The organism is Enterobacter sp. RHBSTW-00175, assembly GCF_013927005.1.
Lineage (GTDB): Bacteria > Pseudomonadota > Gammaproteobacteria > Enterobacterales > Enterobacteriaceae > Enterobacter.
On the sequence record NZ_CP055930.1, the window covers coordinates 557282 to 577658 of the forward strand.

Below are 20377 nucleotides of genomic sequence, written 5' to 3' on the forward strand. Positions count from 1 at the left end.
AGAACCACCGCCAATGAAAATATCGACCTGTCTGACCCCGCTTGCCTGCGTGCTCGCGTTGAGTTTCTCCGCTCACGCCGCCACGGCTGACGCGTTTAAAAATGTCATAAACCGTACCGGCGCGCCGGCATACATGCACGATTTCGATGATGACGACCACCAGCGTTTTAACCCCTTTTTCGATTTGGGTGCCTGGCATGGTCATCTGTTGCCGGACGGGCCGCAGACCCAGGGGGGATTTCCCGGCGTCGCGCTGCTCACCGAAGAGTACATCAATTTTATGGCGACCAATTTTGACCGCCTGACCGTCTGGCAAAACGGCAAGAAAGTGGACTTTACGCTTGAGGCTTACAGTCTCCCCGGCGCGCTGGTGCAAAAGCTCACCGCCAAAGACGTGCAGATTGAGATGACGCTGCGCTTCGCCTCTTCGCGTACCTCGCTGCTGGAAACCCGAATTACCAGCAGCACCCCACTCGACCTGGTGTGGGACGGCGAACTGCTGGAAAAACTGGAAGCCAAAAGTGGCAAGCCGCTCTCAGATAAAACCATCGACGGTGCGTTCCCGGATTATCAGCGCCAGATTGTCCCGACCCGCGATGGGCTGAAAGTCACCTTCGGCAAGGTGCGTTCAACCTGGGATCTGCTGACCTCCGGCAGTTCGGAATATCAGATCCATAAATCGATAGCCACACAGACCAGCGTGGATGGCCACCGCTTTATCAGCAAGGCACACATTTCCGGCAGCACCACGCTCTACACCACCTATTCCCATCTGCTGAATGCCGACGAAGTGAAACGTGAACAGCCGCAAATCCGCGATATTCTGGCGCGCCCCGCCGTCTTTATGAGCGCCTCAAAAACGCGCTGGGAAGAGTATCTGCGCAAAGGATTAAGCAATCCGAACGCCACGCTGGAGCAGACTCGTGTGGCGGTAAAAGCTATTGAAACCCTCAACGGCAACTGGCGCTCACCGGGCGGTGCAGTGCGCTACAACACGGTTACGCCGTCCGTGACCGGGCGCTGGTTTTCTGGCAACCAGACCTGGCCGTGGGATACCTGGAAGCAGGCCTTTGCCATGTCGCACTTCAACCCAGACATTGCCAAAGAGAACATCCGTGCGGTCTTCTCCTGGCAAATCAAACCCGACGATCCGGTACGCCCGCAGGACGCCGGTTTTGTGCCCGACCTTATTGCCTGGAACCTGAGCCCGGAACGCGGCGGCGATGGCGGTAACTGGAACGAACGCAACACCAAACCGAGCCTGGCGGCATGGTCAGTGATGGAGGTTTACAACGTCACTCACGACAAAACCTGGCTTGCCGAGATGTACCCAAAACTGACGGCGTATCATGACTGGTGGCTGCGTAACCGTGATCATAACGGCAACGGTGTGCCGGAATATGGCGCAACCAGGGACAAAGCCCATAACACGCCCGGCGGCGAGATACTGTTTATGGTCAAAAAAGGCCAGAAAGAAGAGTCGCTTTCAGGCCTCGATAAGTACGAAAACGTGGTCAACAACGGGCATTACGACAGCCTTGAAATTCCGGCGCAAGTGGCTGCGTCCTGGGAATCAGGACGCGATGACGCCGCCGTGTTCGGCTTTATTGATAAAGAACAGCTGGATGCGTACGTGAAAAACGGCGGGAAACGCAGCGACTGGACGGTGAAATTCGCAGAGAACCGCAGTAAAGAAGGGACACTGCTGGGCTATTCCCTGTTGCAGGAGTCGGTCGATCAAGCGAGCTATATGTACAGCGACAATCACTATCTGGCGCAAATGGCGACCGTACTTGGCAAAACCCAGGACGCAACTCACTATCGCCAGCTGGCAGATAAGCTCGCGAACTATATCAATACCTGCATGTTCGACGCCGCCAGCGGCTTTTACTATGACATTCGTATTGAAGACAAACCGTTGGCAAACGGCTGCGCGGGGAAACCTATCGTCGAGCGTGGTAAAGGGCCGGAAGGCTGGTCACCGCTGTTTAACGGCGCGGCAACGCAGCAACATGCTGATGCCGTAGTGAAAGTGATGCTGGATGAGAAGGAGTTCAATACTTATGTGCCGCTCGGGACTGCCGCACTGACAAACCCGGCATTCGGCCCGGATATTTACTGGCGTGGCCGCGTCTGGGTAGATCAGTTCTGGTTTGGTTTAAAAGGGATGGAGCGCTACGGTTATCGCCAGCAGGCGCAGCATCTGGCGCAGGCGTTCTTTACTCATGCGAAAGGGCTCACGTCAGACGGCCCGATTCAGGAAAACTACAATCCACTGACAGGGGCACAGCAAGGCGCACCTAACTTCTCGTGGAGCGCGGCGCATCTGTACATGCTGTATAACGACTTTTTCCGTAAAGATTAACGCGTGATCCACAGCGTGGGCCAGGCATCTGGCCCATGCCAGTTATCGCAGCTTGGCTCTTCTGCATACCGCACCAGGCGAAAATGCTGGCCGTCAAAACGCCAGCGGGTCTGAATGCCGCAATCCGCAATCCCCCGCCCTAACGACAGCGTGCTCAGCTCCCGGGTTTTCTCATCAAAGCTGGCATTCATCAGCTCCATTTCACTGCTGTCGCTCGACGGCGTAAACGGCAGTCGCAGCCTGACGCTTCTGGCGGCAAAGGGCTTTTTACGTGACACCAGCCATGCCAGGTCGACGGTGTTGTAGGCTCCAGCTTCACAGCTGATCATCAACAGCGCCTTGTCGTCGGTTAATGCCGTTACCCGCACTTCCCGGCGATTAGGATCAAGAGAGCACTGGCTGTTGTTCATCCGCCAGCTGCCGTAATCCAGCAGATCGTTGAGTTCATCATGGGAAAGCGGCGTCGGCGTGGGGTTCACGACCGCCACCTCTTTCAGGGCAGGTGCAGGCGGCACGCTCAACGGCGGCTCGCCACCTTTTTTAATCCACGCGGTTTCGCTGCCCACGCGCTTTTGCTGGGCATCAATAAACAGCAAAGCGGCCTTCAGCCCGTCCAGGGAGATAATCTGTCTTCCCCCTTTCAGGGTCAGCGCTTTGCCTTCCTGAATGCTTTTCAAAAAGGCGGTAATGGTCGTGGCGTCATCCGTCATTAAATGCCACGCAGTGACCTGCCAGTGCAGTGGATCCAGCTTTAACGGGGCGTTATCCAGCAGAAGGCGCGGCGCGATGTCAGGCTCTTTAACCGACGGGGAATCAAGCCCTCCCAGGTCGATACGCAGCGTGGCGTCTGTTTTCGCACCGGCACTGCGGCTGAGCGTCATCACCAGCCCATGATGTTCACCGGTATTGCGTGCAACGCAAAAGTTTTGGTTGTTACAGGTTACCTGCCAGTCAGAGAAAGACTGCTGTGCAGGCGCAGCCCACACCAGAGGCGCACGTAGCACGCAACATAACGAGAGAATAAAAACGCAATAGCGCATGGATGGCACAATCCCGGAAACAAAAACGTAAATCTGGGCAGTATCTTCGTGTTACAACCAGGCGGGCTCAATCGGATTTATCGGATAGATTTATCCGAAAGTCATCAGACTACCGTTCGAAAGAACCGTTCATTAACCCGGTTGTTTGCAAATACTGCAATAAGATCACCGCTTTACCGTCCTTGATCTCCCCTGAACGCAGCATTGCTAATGCCTGAGAAAAAGGGATTTCCAGCACTTCAATATCTTCGTCATCCACGCCGCCGCCCCGGTGAGTGCGCTGTGCATCGCTATATTCCGCAATAAAGAAGTGCACTAATTCCGTTACGCCGCCTGGCGACATAAATAACTCAAAGACTTTTTTCACCTTGCCCACTTCAAAGCCCGTCTCTTCGATGGCTTCTTTGCGGATACAGACTTCTGGTTCGTCGTCATCAAGCAGACCCGCGCAGGTTTCGATGAGTCGTCCGTCCGGATTGCCGTTTACCCATGTCGCAACCCGGAACTGGCGAATTAACACCACGCTCTGTTTTTCACGGTTATACAGCAGGATGGTCGCACCGTTACCGCGATCGTAGACCTCACGCTTGTGACGGATCACCTCACCGTTTTTACGTGTTAAATCATAAGTAATGTTACGCAGGACAAAGTAATTTTCAGAAAGAATTTTGTCTTTGATAACGTCTATTTTCAGGGTCATACGGGCTCCACGGCGCAATGAATGTACTTATACTACGCCGCGAAACCCGCTTTGTCGCCCGCCTGATTTAGTGCGTTTTGGGTGCGCGAACCCCAAGCCAGTCCATCATCCCTTGCGCCGCATGACGCCCTTCCGCCATCGCGGTGACCACCAAATCCGCACCGCGCACCGCATCGCCACCGGCGAAAATTTGCGGGTTGGTTGTCTGGTAGCGATAAGGACTGTCAACAGAAGCCACAATGCGCCCCCAGTCGTCGGTGTTGACGCCGTGGGCCTGCAACCACGGCATCGCGTGCGGGTTAAAACCAAACGCCATGATGACCGCATCCGCAGGCATCACGAACTCACTGCCCGCAACCGCAACTGGCCGACGCCGCCCCTGAGCGTCAGGCTCGCCCAGTTCAGTGCGCAGCATTCTGATCCCGTTCACCTGTCCGTTTTTCGCCAGCGTCAGCTCAACCGGCTGCACGTTAAATTCAAACCCGGCGCCCTCTTCCTTCGCATTTTTCACCTCTTTTTTCGAGCCAGGCATATTGGCCTCATCACGGCGGTAGGCGCAGGTCACTTTCGCCGCACCATGACGTAATGCAGTACGCACGCAGTCCATCGCCGTATCGCCCCCGCCAAGCACCACCACGTTCAGCCCCTGCGTGTTGATGTACGGCTCGGCAGTTGTCGGCTCAAGCCCCATCACCTGACGCGTGTTGGCCACTAAAAACGGCAGGGCATCGTACACACCAGGTGCATCCTCATGAGGAATACCCGCTTTCATCGAACGATAGGTGCCCACGCCGATAAACAGGGCATCGTAGTCAGTCAGCAACTGAGACATCGACACGTCTTTGCCCACCTCGCAGTTCAGCTCGAAGTGGATCCCCATGGCGGTAAATATCTCCCGGCGGCGTGCCAGCAGTGATTTGTCCAGCTTGAAGGCCGGGATACCAAAGGTTAGCAGCCCGCCGATTTCCGGGTGTCGGTCATACACGGTGACGTTCACCCCGTGGCGCACCAGCACATCTGCGCAGGCAAGCCCGGCCGGGCCAGCGCCAATAATGGCGATGCGTTTATCTACCGGGACGACCCCAGTCATATCTGGTGTCCAGCCCATGGCCAGCGCCTGATCGGAAATATAACGTTCGATATTGCCAATCGTCACTGCACCAGATTCATCCCGCACCGTGCAGGCACCTTCACATAATCGGTCCTGCGGGCAGACGCGGCCGGTAATTTCAGGTAAACAGTTGGTCTGATGAGAGAGCGCCACCGCACCGGCGATGTCCCCCTCTTTCACGCGCTCAATCCACTGAGGGATGTGGTTATGCAGCGGGCATGTCCATTCGCAGATGCTGTGTTCGCCGCATTTCAGGCAGCGTGATGCCTCGCGATGCGCCTGCTCTGCCCGGAATGGCAGGTAGATCTCGTTAAAATTGCAGCCGCGGGCTTCAGGGCTAAGCTTGTCCGGCTCACCGCGGGGTACCAGCGCCTGCATCTGCTGCAATTTTGTTGGTGGCGTTTGGCGCGGTGCCGCCTCGCTATGCCAGGGCTGCGCTTCAAGCCTTGCGGTGCGCTGGCGGCGTGATTTCGCCAGATTATCCAGTACCCCGGGCGTGGCGAGCGTCAGGACTTCCGCCGGGCAGTTTTCGATGCAGGCCGGGCCTTGCGGGCGCTGCACACAGAGATCGCACTTGTGGGCCGTGGCCTTCACGCTACCGTTGTTCAGCGGCGTAACGATGATTTCCATCGTGCCAAACGGGCAGGCCACCACGCAGGCTTTGCAACCAATGCATTTTTGTTGATTCACCTGTACGCTGTCATTGTTTTTGCTGATAGCGCCGTTAGGGCAGCTCTGCGCACAGGGCGCATTCTCGCAATGATGGCAGGTGACGGGGCTTTTTCTGGCACCCGACCGGAGTACCGTAATGCGGGGATGAAAATGGCGCTCGCTCAGGACATGTTGCTCGTCGTTGTGCGCCATGACACAGGCGACTTCGCAAGCACGACATCCGATACATTGCTGACTGTTGGCCATAATAAAACGATTCATAACTACACCTGTTTTGGCTTCAATAACCTTATTCTTTATATGAATATTGTATTTACCGAGTGCGGTGTTATCAGGCAATGTTCAAATGCCCAGGAAGCCAAACTATTTACAGTGAACCTGTGGCAGATCAATTTATTTCATTCGGGATGAAATTGCGTTTCATCTGATTACCTTTATTTTCAGGAAGCTGTTTTGTGACCGTTAAACGACCTGTTTCCAGAAGCCTGGCTCGGGCTTTTTTTTCGATAGTGTTGTTGTCCGTTTTCACCAGCGCTATCGCGCTGCTGACGCTCGCCAGCAGCCAGCGTGACGCTGAGGCCATTAACATTGCAGGCTCCCTGCGAATGCAGAGCTATCGCCTGGGCTACGAGATGCAGCGGGCAAGCCCGGAGCTGCAAAAACACCGCCAGACCTGGCAGCAAACCCTGAGCGCACCCGCGCTGCAAAAGCTCGACCGCTGGTATGTGCCGGACAACGTTAAACAGCGCTACCAACAGCTGCACCTTGCCTGGCAAGAGATGGACAGGCAGATAGCAAAAGGGGACATCGCCTGGTACCAGACGCATATTCAGGACTTTGTCGGCCGTATCGACGCCTTTGTGCTGGCGCTTCAGCACTATACGGAACACAAGATCCAGCTGGTTATCCTGATTTCGCTCGCCGGTGGGCTGGGTATTTTACTGCTCGCCCTCATTACCTTGCGGGGCATCCGCCGTCAGGTTGTGGCACCGCTGAACCATCTGGTTGAGGCGAGTGAACGTATTGAACAGGGCGATTTTAGTACCCCGGTCCCAAATACCCACCTGCCTAATGAACTGGGCCAATTATCCCGCGCGTTCAACCATATGTCGGCAGAGCTGCACTCGCTGTATCGTTCTCTGGAACACTCCGTTGCGGAAAAAACCCAACATCTGAACGAAGCCCATCAGCAGCTCGACATGTTATTCAAGTGCTCGCAGGCGCTGAATACCGGACAGATAGACAGCCACTGCTTCCGCCATATTTTGCAGATTGTGCATGAGTACACGCAGATGAGTTATCTGGAGCTGCGCACCAGCGACGACTGGCAGCTTTGCGAAGGCAGTGAGCAGGACGCACTGAAGATGCAAAACCTACCGGTACTGATGCAGGACACGCTTTACGGCGAGCTGCGCTGGCAAAGTGAAACGGGGACGGTTCCGGTTCCGCTAATGAAAAGCGTGGCCACGATGCTGGGTCGCGGGCTTTACTTCAACCAGGCACAAAAACATTATCAACAGCTGCTGTTAATGGAGGAGCGCGCCACCATCGCTCGCGAGCTGCACGATTCGCTGGCGCAGGTGCTCTCGTATTTACGTATCCAGCTTACGTTGCTCAAACATGCCGTGCCGGAAGAGAACGCTGCGGCGCAAACCATTATTACTGACTTTTCCCGCGAGCTTAACAATGCGTGGCATCAGCTGCGCGAGCTGCTTACCACCTTCCGCCTGACGCTTAACCACGCCAACCTGCCGGGGGCGTTACAGGAGTCGCTGGATAGCTTACAAAGCCAGACGCAGGCCAGACTGATCCTCGACTGCCGTCTTTCTTCGCTGGCGCTGGATGCGCAAAAGCAGGTGCACCTGTTACAGATAGTCCGTGAGGCAGTACTGAATGCCATTAAACATGCCCAGGCGAGTGAGATAACCGTCAGCTGTATTACCGCCACTGACGGAACGCACAGCGTGAATATTCGCGATAACGGGATTGGTATTGGCGAGGCAAGCGAGCCGCCAGGACACTACGGGCTGAACATTATGCGCGAGCGCGCAGGCAGGCTGGGCGGCACTCTGCACTTTTCTCAGCCGCCGAATGGCGGAACCCAGGTCAGCGTAACATTCAGAACGCCGATGAGCCTGGCGGGTAAATAACGGTAAATTAACGACTAATGTCACCCTCACGCCACTGCCATGCGTGATACTTCCCGTTACGCCTGCGGGGAGGAACGCTGTAAAAGGGCATGATAATTTACAATATCTCCTTTATTTCTCCACGTTTGGCCCTCGCCTTACCGCTAGAGTGATGCGGGCAATATACAATAATGACGTGCTGCAAAAAGAGGTCACATTTTCATGGCGAATTTCTTTATCGATCGCCCCATTTTTGCCTGGGTGCTAGCAATTATTTTGTGTCTGACTGGCGTCCTGGCTATTACTTCACTTCCTGTTGAGCAATATCCCGACCTGGCACCGCCAAACGTACGTATCACGGCAAACTACCCTGGTGCGTCGGCACAGACGCTGGAAAATACGGTAACGCAGGTCGTCGAGCAGAACATGACCGGGCTCGATAACCTGATGTACATGTCCTCGCAAAGTAGCGCCACCGGGCAGGCGACGGTCACCCTGAGTTTTACCGCCGGTACTGACCCGGATGAAGCTGTACAGCAGGTACAAAACCAGCTGCAATCGGCCATGCGTAAGTTGCCTCAGGCGGTCCAGAACCAGGGCGTCACGGTACGTAAAACCGGTGATACCAACATTCTGACCATTGCGTTTGTGTCCACCGATGGTTCAATGGATAAGCAGGATATTGCAGATTACGTTGCCAGTAATATTCAGGATCCTATCAGCCGTATCAACGGTGTCGGCGATATCGATGCCTACGGCTCGCAATATTCCATGCGCATCTGGCTGGATCCCAACAAGCTGAACAGCGTCCAGATGACCGCGACAGACGTGACTGACGCCATCAAATCCCAGAATGCCCAAATCGCCGTCGGGCAACTGGGCGGTACCCCTTCCGTTGATAAGCAGGCGCTGAACGCCACCATTAACTCGCAGTCGCTGCTGCAAACGCCTGACCAGTTCCGCAATATTACGCTGCGGGTGAATCAGGACGGCTCTGAAGTACGCCTGGGGGATGTCGCCACGGTAGAAATGGGGGCGGAAAAGTATGACTACCTGAGCCGCTTTAACGGCAATCAGGCGTCCGGTCTGGGGATTAAACTGGCGTCCGGGGCGAACGAAATGGCCACCGCGAAGCTGGTGTTGGATCGTCTGGACGAGCTTTCGCAATATTTCCCGCACGGGCTGGAGTACAAAGTCGCCTACGAAACCACCTCCTTCGTGAAGGCCTCAATTGAGGACGTGGTGAAAACCCTGCTCGAAGCAATCGCGCTGGTGTTCCTGGTGATGTATCTGTTCCTGCAAAACTTCCGCGCCACGCTTATCCCGACCATTGCGGTGCCGGTGGTGCTGCTGGGCACTTTCGCGGTGCTTTACACGTTTGGCTACAGTATCAACACCCTGACCATGTTTGCGATGGTGCTGGCGATAGGCCTGCTGGTGGATGATGCCATAGTGGTGGTCGAAAACGTCGAGCGAATCATGAGCGAGGAAGGGCTATCGCCGCGTGACGCAACGCGTAAATCGATGGGACAAATTCAGGGCGCGCTGGTGGGTATCGCGATGGTGCTCTCGGCGGTATTCATTCCGATGGCGTTCTTTGGCGGCACAACCGGCGCGATTTATCGCCAGTTCTCCATCACCATAGTGTCGGCAATGGTGCTTTCGGTGCTGGTGGCGATGATCCTCACCCCGGCCTTATGTTCCACGATCCTTAAACCGCTGCATAAGGGTGAACAGCACGGCCAGAAAGGTTTCTTCGGCTGGTTTAACCGCATGTTTAATCGTAACGCGGCGCGTTATGAAGCGGGCGTTGGCCGGGTGCTGCACCGAAGCCTGCGCTGGATGATGATTTACGTTGTGCTGCTGGGCGGAATGGTCTGGCTGTTCCTGCATCTGCCTACGTCATTCCTGCCGATGGAAGACCGCGGTATGTTCACCACATCCGTGCAGTTGCCCAGCGGGGCAACGCAACAGCAGACGCTGAAAGTGGTCGAGAAAGTTGAGCACTACTTCTTCACCAAAGAGAAAGACAACGTGGTGTCGGTGTTTTCAACCGTCGGTTCCGGGCCTGGCGGCAACGGTCAAAACGTGGCGCGCATGTTCGTGCGCCTGAAAGACTGGGATGAGCGCGACACGAAAACGGGCACCTCGTTTGCCATTATCGAACGCGCCACCAAAGCGTTTAACAAAATTAAGGAAGCGCGCGTCTTTGCCAGCAGTCCGCCAGCCATCAGCGGGCTGGGTAGCTCCGCCGGTTTTGATATGGAGCTTCAGGACCATGCCGGTGCCGGACACACGGCCTTAATGGCGGCGCGCGACCAGCTGCTTGACCTGGCAAGCAAAGACGCCACTCTGACCCGTGTTCGTCATAACGGCCTTGATGACAGCCCACAGCTACAGGTCGATATTGACCAGCGTAAGGCGCAGGCGTTGGGCGTTTCTATCGATGATATTAACGACACGTTGCAAACGGCGTGGGGCTCCAGCTATGTGAATGACTTTATGGACCGGGGGCGTGTGAAAAAGGTTTACGTCCAGTCCGATGCACAGTTCCGAATGCTGCCGGATGATATCAACCGCTGGTTTGTGCGTAACAATGCGGGCAGCATGGTGCCCTTCTCTGCGTTCTCCAGCTCGCACTGGGAAAGTGGCTCTCCACGTCTGGAGCGTTACGATGGCTATTCTGCGGTAGAAATCGTCGGTGAAGCCGCGCCGGGCATCAGTACAGGGACCGCGATGGACACTATGGAAAAACTGGTGCAGCAGTTGCCGAACGGATTTGGCCTCGAATGGACGGCAATGTCTTACCAGGAACGGCTCTCTGGTGCCCAGGCTCCTGCCCTTTATGCCCTCTCACTGCTGGTGGTCTTCCTTTGCCTTGCTGCGCTTTATGAAAGCTGGTCTGTGCCGTTCTCCGTCATGCTGGTTGTGCCGCTTGGCGTGATCGGCGCGCTGCTGGCGACCTGGATGCGCGGGCTGGAAAACGATGTTTACTTCCAGGTCGGGTTGCTCACCGTAATTGGCTTGTCAGCAAAAAACGCCATTCTGATTGTTGAGTTTGCCAACGAGATGAATGCGAAAGGTCACGATCTGATGTCGGCCACGCTGCACGCCTGCCGTCAGCGTTTACGCCCGATCCTGATGACGTCACTGGCCTTTGTGTTCGGCGTCTTGCCTATGGCGACCAGCTCAGGTGCAGGTTCAAGTAGCCAACATGCGGTTGGTACAGGCGTAATGGGGGGTATGATTTCAGCCACCATTCTGGCCATCTATTTTGTTCCGTTGTTCTTTGTGCTGGTGCGTCGGCGCTTCCCGCTGAAGGAGCGTCCTGAATAACGCACTGAAATATACCCGAAATAATTCGGGTTGCATGACGGGGGGTGTGCAGGCCAGGCCATCGCCCGGGCAATCTGGCGTATAACGGGTATAAAAAAGGCGGCTCTTAAGGCCGCCTTTTTATTGTGTGATTACTTCACACTATGGTTATTCTAGTTATTTTAGTGCTCTTGCAATTTCTACTGAAAGTCATTTACGAAGCATACCTTCGATAAAATCTTTCCAGTTCCCCAGTTCACGTTCAATCATAACGACCTCTCTTATTATTATGCGCATTCTACGTAAACCCATCATCACTGTGAAGACATTTTAACCAATTACTGTGATTAGGCCCGCTTCTCATCGGGATTTAAACTAAATATGGGCGCAGAATCTTAAATTTTATGTGACCAATAGCAATATTTTGAAATAACCATGCGGGCGAATGAGATTTAAATTAAACACTGACTTTATTAGGAATTTAAACAATATGGACATCTATGCTTAAAAGATGAAAGAATATTCAGCTTACAGGTGTGCGTTGAATTAAGAAGAATTGTAAATCAGCGATTCCCTGAATGTGTTATATTCCATTTAAGGATATATCTTCGAAATAATTGAATGTTTAACCATCATAAGAACAAAAGGATTCAACATGGTTGTGATGTATGGCATTAAAAATTGCGACACCATCAAAAAAGCGCGTCGCTGGCTGGAAACGCACGGTGTGGAGTATCGTTTTCATGATTACCGTGCCGACGGTCTTGATGCAGAATTTCTGCATACTGCTATCGCTGAACTGGGCTGGGAAGCGCTGCTGAATACCCGGGGCACCACCTGGAGAAAACTGGACGAATCGCTTCGCGCCAGTATCAACGACGCGACCAGCGCAGCTAAACTGATGCTGGAAATGCCAGCAATTATCAAACGCCCATTGCTCTGCGCGCCCGGTCAGCCTATGCTGCTGGGCTTTAGTGATTCTCTTTATCAGACTTTTTTCGTTGAGGTGTAGTCTATGTCATGCCCGGTCATTGAGCTGACTCAGCAGCTTATTCGCCGTCCCTCCCTCAGCCCGGACGACGCAGGTTGTCAGGCATTAATGATTGAGCGCCTGCGTGCGATCGGTTTTACCGTCGAACGTATGGATTTTGGCGATACACAGAACTTCTGGGCCTGGCGTGGCCAGGGTGAAACGCTGGCCTTTGCCGGGCATACCGATGTGGTTCCCGCCGGGGATGCAGACCGCTGGATCAACCCACCGTTCGAACCCACTATCCGCGACGGAATGTTGTTTGGCCGTGGCGCGGCTGACATGAAAGGCTCGCTGGCGGCAATGGTCGTTGCAGCAGAGCGCTTCGTTGCCCAGCATCCAGACCATAAAAACCGCCTTGCGTTTCTGATCACCTCTGATGAAGAAGCCAGCGCGCACAATGGTACCGTGAAGGTCGTTGAAGCGCTGATGGCGCGTAACGAGCGCCTGGATTACTGCCTGGTGGGTGAGCCATCCAGCACCGAGGTGGTCGGTGATGTGGTAAAAAATGGCCGTCGTGGCTCGCTGACCTGTAATCTGACCATTCATGGCGTACAGGGGCACGTTGCCTATCCGCACCTTGCAGATAACCCTGTTCACCGTGCCGCACCGATGCTGAATGAGCTGGTCGCGATTGAGTGGGATAAAGGCAATGAATTCTTCCCGCCGACCAGTATGCAGATCGCCAACGTGCAGGCTGGCACGGGCAGCAACAACGTCATTCCGGGTGACTTTTACGTGCAGTTCAACTTCCGTTTCAGCACCGAGTTGACCGACGAGATGATCAAAGCCCGCGTTGTGGCGCTGCTGGAAAAATATTCACTGCGCTACACCGTCGACTGGTGGCTTTCTGGTCAGCCATTCCTGACGCAGCGCGGGAAACTGGTGGACGCGGTGGTGAATGCTATCGCGCACTATAATGAAATAAAGCCACAACTGTTGACGACCGGCGGAACATCAGACGGGCGCTTTATCGCTCGTATGGGTGCGCAGGTTGTAGAACTGGGCCCGGTGAATGCCACCATTCATAAAATTAATGAATGTGTAAATGCGGCAGATTTGCAGCTGTTGGCCCGCATGTATCAACGTATCATGGAGCAACTCGTCGCCTGACGAATGCTCTGAGAAGGAATAGCGAATGGATTGGCTGGCGAAATATTGGTGGATTCTGGTGTTGGTTTTTTTGGTCGGCGTGTTGCTCAACGTCATTAAAGATCTGAAACGTGTTGACCATAAAAAGTTCCTTGCCAACAAGCCGGAACTCCCGCCACACCGTGATTTTAACGACAAATGGGACGATGACGACAACTGGCCGAAGAAAGACCAGAAGAAGTAATCCTCTCTATCTCAGCCCTCTTCCCTGTGGGGAGAGGGCTGAATTTCATCACATAAACTCGACAATATTATCGTCATTCGGCTTACCGCCGCTTAGCGCTTCATCGAAGTAGTGCTTCGGCACGGTATAGCGCAAATGGTCAAGCGCAAACTGCATACTGCGATCGTCGATGGCGTGTCCCAGATCATCAACAATATCCAGCGTCACATCACCACCACCGCGAATCAGGGCTTCCTGAGCGGCAACCGCATGAGAAAGCTCAATCACCCGGTCTTCACCACCGTGAATAAGGTGGATGGTGGTCTGCGTGGTTGCACTTTGCGGTAAGGTGGCAAAGCGGCCGTTAAAGGCTATCACGCGGGATACCAGCCCGGGCTGCGCTTTGACGCTTTCAAGGGACATAATCGAGCCCTGGGAGAAACCGATAAGCGCGGTGGCCTCCGCGCCCACACCGCTCTCTTGCTGCCAGTAGCGAACCGTTTCAATAAAGGTTGGCATAATGGCATCAATACGCGCCTGACGATTCTCTTCGGTCACGCCCTGCACGGAAAACCACTGCCGTCCGTTCGGGCCGCACGGCTCTACTCCACCGACACTGACAATCATCGCGTCCGGGAAAAGCGGCGCGAACCAGCTGCCAATCTGACCCATATTGACGGCATTATCACCAACACCATGAAACAGAAGCAGTAACTGTTTAGCCGGTTTGTCAGGACGTTGAACAACAAAATGGTCGTGTTTCATGGCGGTCTCCTTAATTGATGACCTGGATTCTACGCCTCTCCGGGGTAATGACCATGCCACTTTACTGAAGAAGTCATTGAAAAAATTGCCATTGCAAAATGTCGCGCTTCAGCCGCTGACAGCGGTCGGAGTCCAGATATTCCAGCATCTGCGCCGTTTCAGCACGAAGCATGACCAGCAGCGCTTTTCGCCCGCTGAGCGCCAGTTCAGCGCTGAGCGTTGTGTCATCCTTATACCCTTCGATTTTGCCGCGCAGTGCCGGGAGCGGAGCCTCCACCGTCAGCAACAGACGCGTTAACGCGGCCACTGATGTGGAAAATGGTCGATGTGCAAAGGCGAACCCTGCCAGCTCAAGCCAGTCGTCATTATTAAGGGTAGCTTCCCAGCTATCTTCCACTGGGATCTTTTCTGCATTCCAGGCCGACAACACGCGCGCATCCCGGCAAAGCTGCTGGTGCGCCTGCGCGCAAAGCTGATGCCCCGCATCACTTAGCGGCAGTAATGCCATCGCCGTATAACAGCCGCTGCTGGCCTCGCGATGGCTGCCCATTCGTACCAGTACAAAACCGCACTGCCGCCAGAAATGCCAAAGCTCATCGGTATAACCAAAACTCACCGACAGGTAATCCTGTTGCGCGTACTGTTTTGCGCTGTGAATGAGCGCATGTCCTGTACCTTCGCGCTGGCGAGCCGGATGGACGGCAATACGGGTGACTCTTCTGCCCGTGAGCGTGGCGGCCAGAGGAGAGCCCCCATGTGCGGCAAGAGACTGGGCGACAAGGTTACCGCGTGGGCGACGATATCCCGCCCAGACGGCCTGGCTCAGCCCAGCCGTTAACCCGCCCTCTTCCACCAGCCACAGCGCCCCGGCGATGGCATCATCGGTTTCTGCCACTGAAAAATGCTGGCCTGGCGCGTCCATCATGCGGCGTAAATCAAGCGGAGAGGTGCGGTAATGTGCCGCGCATAATAGCTCATACACACTGGCGGTTAATTCCGGGTGGCTTTCCCACGCCTGAGGCTCTAACGCCCTGATGCGTATCTCGCCCTGGGGAATACAATCAATAAGCGCATCATCAAACAGCAACGCTTTCGCGACGACTCGCTCCAGTGGGCAGCCTGCCTCCCAGCGGACCGGGGCGGATAACGTAAAGCGCTGCAACCCGCTAAACCGGGCGCAGAATTTCAGTAAAAAGCCCCTGCCCGTCCCTTCGTAGCCCTGAACGGTGGTGGTGAGCAATACACGGGGGAAACGTCTCACCAGCTTTTCAAGGAGTGGACCCGGGATGGCCGCTGCTTCATCAACGATCAGCCAGTCAGCCTGAACGCTGGACGCCAGCAGTGCATCCGGGGCCATAAAGCGATAATTTTCGCCGGCAAAACGGGCAATGACATCCGTTGCCCCTTTGGCTGGTGCGGTTACAACGGCGCTGCCATCAATGCTATTCAGAAGCATCCCCGCAAGGGCGGATTTCCCGCGCCCGCGCGCTGCCGTTACGGCAGCAACACCCTGTTGCATAGCCAGAAGCTGCGCAAGGATCGCAGCCTGTTCACGCTGCGGCTCTCCTTTAGCGGGCTGCCAGTCGTGCGACGGGGGAAGTGGCCTGAGATGCAATGGCGAGTGCTGCTGCCATAACACCACATCCGGGTCGGCCGCGATAACACGGCAAAAATGGTGAACAAAATGCGGAGTGGTAATAGGCTCTGCGCTGTCGCTCCAGCGCAGGGAATCGGTGTCAGGTTGATTAGCCCAGGTGGAAAGCGGAGGAAGAAGCAATACCAGCAGGCTGCCGGCACGTAAGGTGCCACTCACTGCGGCAAAGGCCGAAACGTCAAAGCCACTGCGGGCATCAAAGATGGCATGAAGGAACTCACGCCCCAACAGCCCGCTTAACGCCTTGGGTGCGCTGTGTGGCTCAACGGGAGCGTGCTCCCCCACCCACAGCCAGTCTCCCCGCAGCTGTTCGCGTAAGGCCAGCGCCTGCTCCTTCGCCCAGCGTCTATCACCGCTCAATACCACCAGATGACGATGCCCTCTGCGCTGTAACTGGCCAGTCAGACGTTCAAAAGGCATGTCTTACAGTGCTTTGCCGAAGGTGTTACATTGCGCTGGATCGCCGCTGGCGAAACCGCGTTTAAACCAGGTGTAGCGTTGTTCGGATGTTCCGTGCGTGAAGCTGTCCGGCACGACGCGGCCCTGGCTTTGCTGCTGGAGACGATCGTCACCAATAGCCTGCGCGGCGTTTAATGCCTCTTCCAAATCACCGGTTTCCAGCACACCTTGCTGCTGCATACTGTGGCCCCAGACGCCCGCAAAGCAGTCTGCCTGCAGTTCCATACGGACGGAGAGACGGTTCACTTCTGCCTGAGAGGCATTTTGTTGCAGCTGGCGTACTTTCGGTTCAATTCCCAGCAATTTTTGCACGTGATGCCCCACTTCGTGAGCAATGACATAGCCCTGGGCAAAATCGCCATCCGCGCCCAGTTTGCGTTTCATGTCATCGTAGAAAGAGAGGTCAATATAGACGGTGCTATCAGCCGGGCAGTAGAAAGGCCCCATCACTGACTGGCCGGTGCCACATCCGGTGCGGGTCGCACCGCGGTACATCACCAGTTTTGGCTGTTGATAGGTTCGCCCCATCTTGTCGAAAAGCTGGCCCCAGGTATCTTCCGTAGTCGCCAGAATAACAGAGGTGAATTTAGCGGCTTCATCTTCATTCGGGCTGATGGAGCGCTGAGTTTGTTGCTGCTGTTGTAACGGTTCTCCGGTCATTAAACCGGTTAGATCGACGCCGTAGTAGCCCGCGATCAGCACGATGACCAGCAAAATAATGCCGCCCTTCCCGCCCGGTAAACGGAAACCGGGGCCGCCCATCATAGGGCCGCCGCCGCTGCTGCGCCTGTCTTCTACATTGTCACTTTCACGACGCCCTTGCCAGCGCATAACTACCTCGAACTATTCCATTAACAATAGATATGATCGTAGGCGGTTAACGGCAAGATTACCATAGGAAACAAAGGTAAGACGCCAAAGGATGCGTACATCCTTTGGCAGAGGCTGGACTTAGTCGAGCTTAACGCCTAAGCGATGAGCAACCGCTTCATAGGCTTCAATCAGGCCACCCAGGCTCTGACGGAAACGGTCTTTGTCCATTTTATCCAGCGTTTCTTTGTCCCACAGACGGCTGCCGTCTGGAGAGAACTCATCGCCGAGCACCACTTCACCTTTGAACAGACCGAATTCCAGTTTGAAGTCGACCAGGATCAGACCGGCATCATCAAACAGTTTTTTCAGCACGTCGTTGGCTTTGTAGGTCAGCTCTTTCATGCGAGCCAGGTTCTCTTTGTTCACCCAGCCGAAGGTTTCGCAGTAAGAGTCGTTAACCATCGGGTCGTGCATTGCATCGTTTTTCAGGAACAGGTCAAACAACGGCGGGTTCAACTCGATACCTTCTTCAATGCCAAGACGCTTCACCAGGGAGCCCGCGGCACGGTTACGTACAACACACTCAACCGGAACCATATCCAGTTTTTTCACCAGACATTCCGTGTCGGACAGTAACGCTTCCATCTGAGTCGGAATGCCCGCTTCGGCCAGTTTGGTCATAATGAAATGGTTGAACTTGTTGTTTACCATGCCTTTACGGTCGAACTGCTCAATGCGCGCGCCATCCCCTGCTGACGTATCATTGCGGAATTCGAGCACCAACAGATCCGGGTTTTCCGTGCTGTATACGGTTTTCGCTTTGCCACGATACAACTCAGCTTGCTTCTGCATCTTCATTACTCCTGGTGTGATGATTTGTGTTCAAAACTGGGGATATTATGCCACGCACACGTTTGCGTGGCACTAAAATAAAAAGGGCTGGATTAACCAGCCCTCTTTTTTATTTGCTGAATGCAGCCTGGAAGACCGCGACCAGCGCATCATTCTGCGACTGGGTCAGCGTGTGACCTTTCGGATCAATAAACTGCAAGCTACTGCGGTTATCGAGGTCGCCTACCTGAATTTTGTAGTCACCCGAGGCCAGATCTGGATCGTGTGCACCCAGTTCCTGCCATGCGCTATCAGACAGCGGCTTGTAGGTTGCCGTCATGCTACCCGTTGAACGGGTGCTGTCGGTCACTTTCATGCCCACTTTTTCAAGTGTTGCTGGCAGGCGCTGCCAGGTCTGGTTAAACGGTGCACGCACCACCAGCATTGGCAGACCGGTATCATCTGCGGCGCTTTGAACGTCGAAGGTTGCACCGTTGCGGCTCTGCGCAGCGTTTGCAGCGTCAGTCGCATTTTTGTCCAGCCCTGAAGCGATGACGTTCAGCATTTCAGTGCTGTAACGCTGCATTGAGGAAGGATCGGCAACCGGCTTACCAGCCTGCTCCAGGTTCAGCAGTTTAACGGTAACAGCCTGCTGGTAACCCTGAGGTTTAACGGAGACTTGATAACGACCACGGTACTGCTGATCTTCATCCAGGCGGTTCCAGTCAACCCAGTCAGTGGTTAACGTCTGGCTGGCGTCATCGCGTTTCGCAATCGTGTAGTTCTTCGACTGGATCACGCTAACAACCTGCGGCCACAACGTATTGTTACGACTGTTTTCAACCATCAGAGAGGCCGTATCACCAGTAAACTGGGTACGCGCCCCATTCACCAGAGCCAGAGGCTGAGCTGGCGGACGAATATCAAGCGCTTTACCAACCTGACCACTACCGTTGGTCACGGGGATATTATAATCGCCGTTCTGAATCGGCAGGATCATTCCCGCGGGTGCGTGAAGTTCAGCAAGCGGTGTCGCTTCCAGATAGGATTCATCACCGCTCACCTGGCGCTTGTAGCGTGAATCTGAGCTACAGGCAGCGAGCAGCATAACAAGCGAAACACTCGCAACCTTCGCCAGGCGCGACTTCTGTACTGAATAAGCCATCAAATCTCCCTAAACTTTACAGCAAACCGGCATGTTTCAGCGCTGCTGCAACGATTTCACGACCGTGGTCGGTAATCGGTGTCATTGGCAGACGCAACGTGTCGGTTGCTACAAGTCCCAATTCCTTACAAGCCCATTTCACTGGGATCGGATTGGGTTCGACAAATAATTTATTGTGCAACGGCATCAGACGCTGGTTAATCACGCGAGCTTCATCGAAATGACCGGCCGCAGCCAGTTTGCACATTTCAGCCATATCACGTGCCGCAACGTTAGAGGTTACGGAAATCACGCCATGACCACCCAGCTGCATAAAGTCCAGCGCGGTCGCATCATCACCGCTCAGCAGGATAAAGTCATCTGAAACCAGCTCTTTGATCTGGTGAACGCGACTTAAGTTCCCGGTCGCTTCTTTAATCCCGATAATATTTTTTACTTTCGAGAGGCGGCCAACTGTTTCCGGCAGCATATCGCACCCGGTACGGGACGGCACATTATACAGAATTTGTGGCAAGTCAGTATGTTCAGCGATGGCTTTGAAATGCTGGAACAAACCTTCCTGAGTAGGACGGTTGTAATATGGCGTTACCGTCAGACAGCCAACAATGCCGCTGTCGTTAAAACGTTTGGTCAGGCTGATAGCTTCTGCGGTTGCATTAGCGCCCGTTCCTGCGATGACCGGAATACGTCCATCGGCCAGCTCCAAGGTCAGCATAACCACATCGCCGTGCTCTTCATGGCTCAGCGTTGCAGATTCACCGGTAGTCCCTACCGAAACGATCGCCGAGGTTCCATTGGCGACATGGTAATCAATGAGCTTCTTCATGCTTGACCGGCAGACATTACCTTTTTCATCCATCGGTGTAACAAGCGCGACAATACTTCCCGTGAACATGGGCCATCCTCTGTGCGAACAAGAGCCTCAATGTTACGTTTGGAACTGTAATAAAAGCAAGCGACCTGAGGCTCTCAGGCGGTTGTATGCATGTTTTTTTTATGCTTTCCTTAGGAAG

General features: G+C 54.6%; 16 protein-coding genes. 6 read left to right on the forward strand and 10 right to left on the reverse strand.

Features of this window, described 5'->3' with window-relative positions:
* Positions 1-13 precede the first annotated feature (13 nt).
* The gene (gene ygjK / locus HV107_RS02630) at positions 14-2365 is read left to right on the forward strand and encodes an alpha-glucosidase (protein ID WP_182061967.1); all 2352 of its coding nucleotides are present in this window, start codon (positions 14-16) and stop codon (positions 2363-2365) included.
* Here the strand turns inward: ygjK and HV107_RS02635 are convergent.
* The 3 genes from HV107_RS02635 to aegA form a co-directional block, all read right to left on the reverse strand.
* Positions 2362-3405 (reverse strand): DUF1176 domain-containing protein, encoded by a 1044-nt coding sequence (locus HV107_RS02635; protein WP_182061968.1) that lies wholly within the window; start codon positions 3403-3405, stop codon positions 2362-2364. The genes ygjK and HV107_RS02635 overlap by 4 nt on opposite strands.
* A gap of 109 nt (positions 3406-3514) precedes the next feature.
* Positions 3515-4105, reverse strand: a complete 591-nt coding sequence (gene nudK / locus HV107_RS02640) for a GDP-mannose pyrophosphatase NudK (protein WP_182061969.1) — start codon at positions 4103-4105, stop codon at positions 3515-3517.
* Positions 4106-4172: 67 nt separating this feature from the next.
* Positions 4173-6149 (reverse strand): formate-dependent uric acid utilization protein AegA, encoded by a 1977-nt coding sequence (gene aegA / locus HV107_RS02645; protein ID WP_182061970.1) that lies wholly within the window; start codon positions 6147-6149, stop codon positions 4173-4175.
* A gap of 194 nt (positions 6150-6343) precedes the next feature.
* Between aegA and narQ the strand changes: the two genes are divergently transcribed.
* Both narQ and acrD read left to right on the forward strand, forming a co-directional pair.
* Entirely contained in the window at positions 6344-8038 is a 1695-nt protein-coding gene (gene narQ, locus HV107_RS02650) for a nitrate/nitrite two-component system sensor histidine kinase NarQ (RefSeq protein ID WP_182061971.1), read from the forward strand.
* Between the two features lie 201 nt (positions 8039-8239).
* Positions 8240-11353: a multidrug efflux RND transporter permease AcrD gene (gene acrD, locus HV107_RS02655; protein WP_182061972.1), complete on the forward strand. Its 3114-nt coding sequence runs from the start codon at positions 8240-8242 to the stop codon at positions 11351-11353.
* 189 nt (positions 11354-11542) lie between these two features.
* Here acrD and ypfM read toward each other — a convergent pair whose 3' ends face one another.
* Positions 11543-11602, reverse strand: coding sequence for a protein YpfM (ypfM, locus tag HV107_RS02660; RefSeq protein WP_015572204.1), 60 nt, complete (start codon positions 11600-11602; stop codon positions 11543-11545).
* 385 nt (positions 11603-11987) lie between these two features.
* Here ypfM and HV107_RS02665 point away from each other — a divergent pair, with 385 nt between their 5' ends.
* The 3 genes from HV107_RS02665 to HV107_RS02675 are packed head-to-tail and all read left to right on the forward strand — an operon-like array spanning position 11988 to position 13698.
* Positions 11988-12344 (forward strand): ArsC family reductase, encoded by a 357-nt coding sequence (locus tag HV107_RS02665; RefSeq protein ID WP_182061973.1) that lies wholly within the window; start codon positions 11988-11990, stop codon positions 12342-12344.
* A 3-nt stretch (positions 12345-12347) separates the two neighbouring features.
* A complete protein-coding gene (gene dapE, locus HV107_RS02670; RefSeq protein ID WP_166716562.1) occupies positions 12348-13475 on the forward strand; it encodes a succinyl-diaminopimelate desuccinylase in 1128 nt (375 codons plus the stop codon).
* A gap of 25 nt (positions 13476-13500) precedes the next feature.
* Positions 13501-13698, forward strand: coding sequence for a YpfN family protein (locus HV107_RS02675; RefSeq protein ID WP_059179411.1), 198 nt, complete (start codon positions 13501-13503; stop codon positions 13696-13698).
* Between the two features lie 48 nt (positions 13699-13746).
* On the opposite strand, the gene ypfH is transcribed toward HV107_RS02675, so the two are convergent.
* The 6 genes from ypfH to dapA form a co-directional block, all read right to left on the reverse strand.
* A complete protein-coding gene (gene ypfH / locus HV107_RS02680; protein WP_182061974.1) occupies positions 13747-14442 on the reverse strand; it encodes an esterase in 696 nt (231 codons plus the stop codon).
* A 73-nt stretch (positions 14443-14515) separates the two neighbouring features.
* Positions 14516-16516, reverse strand: a complete 2001-nt coding sequence (locus HV107_RS02685) for a tRNA(Met) cytidine acetyltransferase TmcA (RefSeq protein WP_182061975.1) — start codon at positions 16514-16516, stop codon at positions 14516-14518.
* 3 nt (positions 16517-16519) lie between these two features.
* Complete coding sequence (locus tag HV107_RS02690; RefSeq protein WP_182061976.1) at positions 16520-17386, reverse strand: neutral zinc metallopeptidase; 867 nt, start codon at positions 17384-17386, stop codon at positions 16520-16522.
* A 120-nt stretch (positions 17387-17506) separates the two neighbouring features.
* Complete coding sequence (gene purC / locus HV107_RS02695; protein WP_014071282.1) at positions 17507-18220, reverse strand: phosphoribosylaminoimidazolesuccinocarboxamide synthase; 714 nt, start codon at positions 18218-18220, stop codon at positions 17507-17509.
* 109 nt (positions 18221-18329) lie between these two features.
* A complete protein-coding gene (gene bamC / locus HV107_RS02700; protein WP_182061977.1) occupies positions 18330-19364 on the reverse strand; it encodes an outer membrane protein assembly factor BamC in 1035 nt (344 codons plus the stop codon).
* Positions 19365-19380: 16 nt separating this feature from the next.
* Positions 19381-20259 carry a 4-hydroxy-tetrahydrodipicolinate synthase gene (gene dapA, locus HV107_RS02705; protein ID WP_182061978.1) on the reverse strand — a complete coding sequence of 293 codons (879 nt, stop codon included), beginning with the start codon at positions 20257-20259 and terminating at the stop codon, positions 19381-19383.
* Positions 20260-20377: the final 118 nt, after the last annotated feature.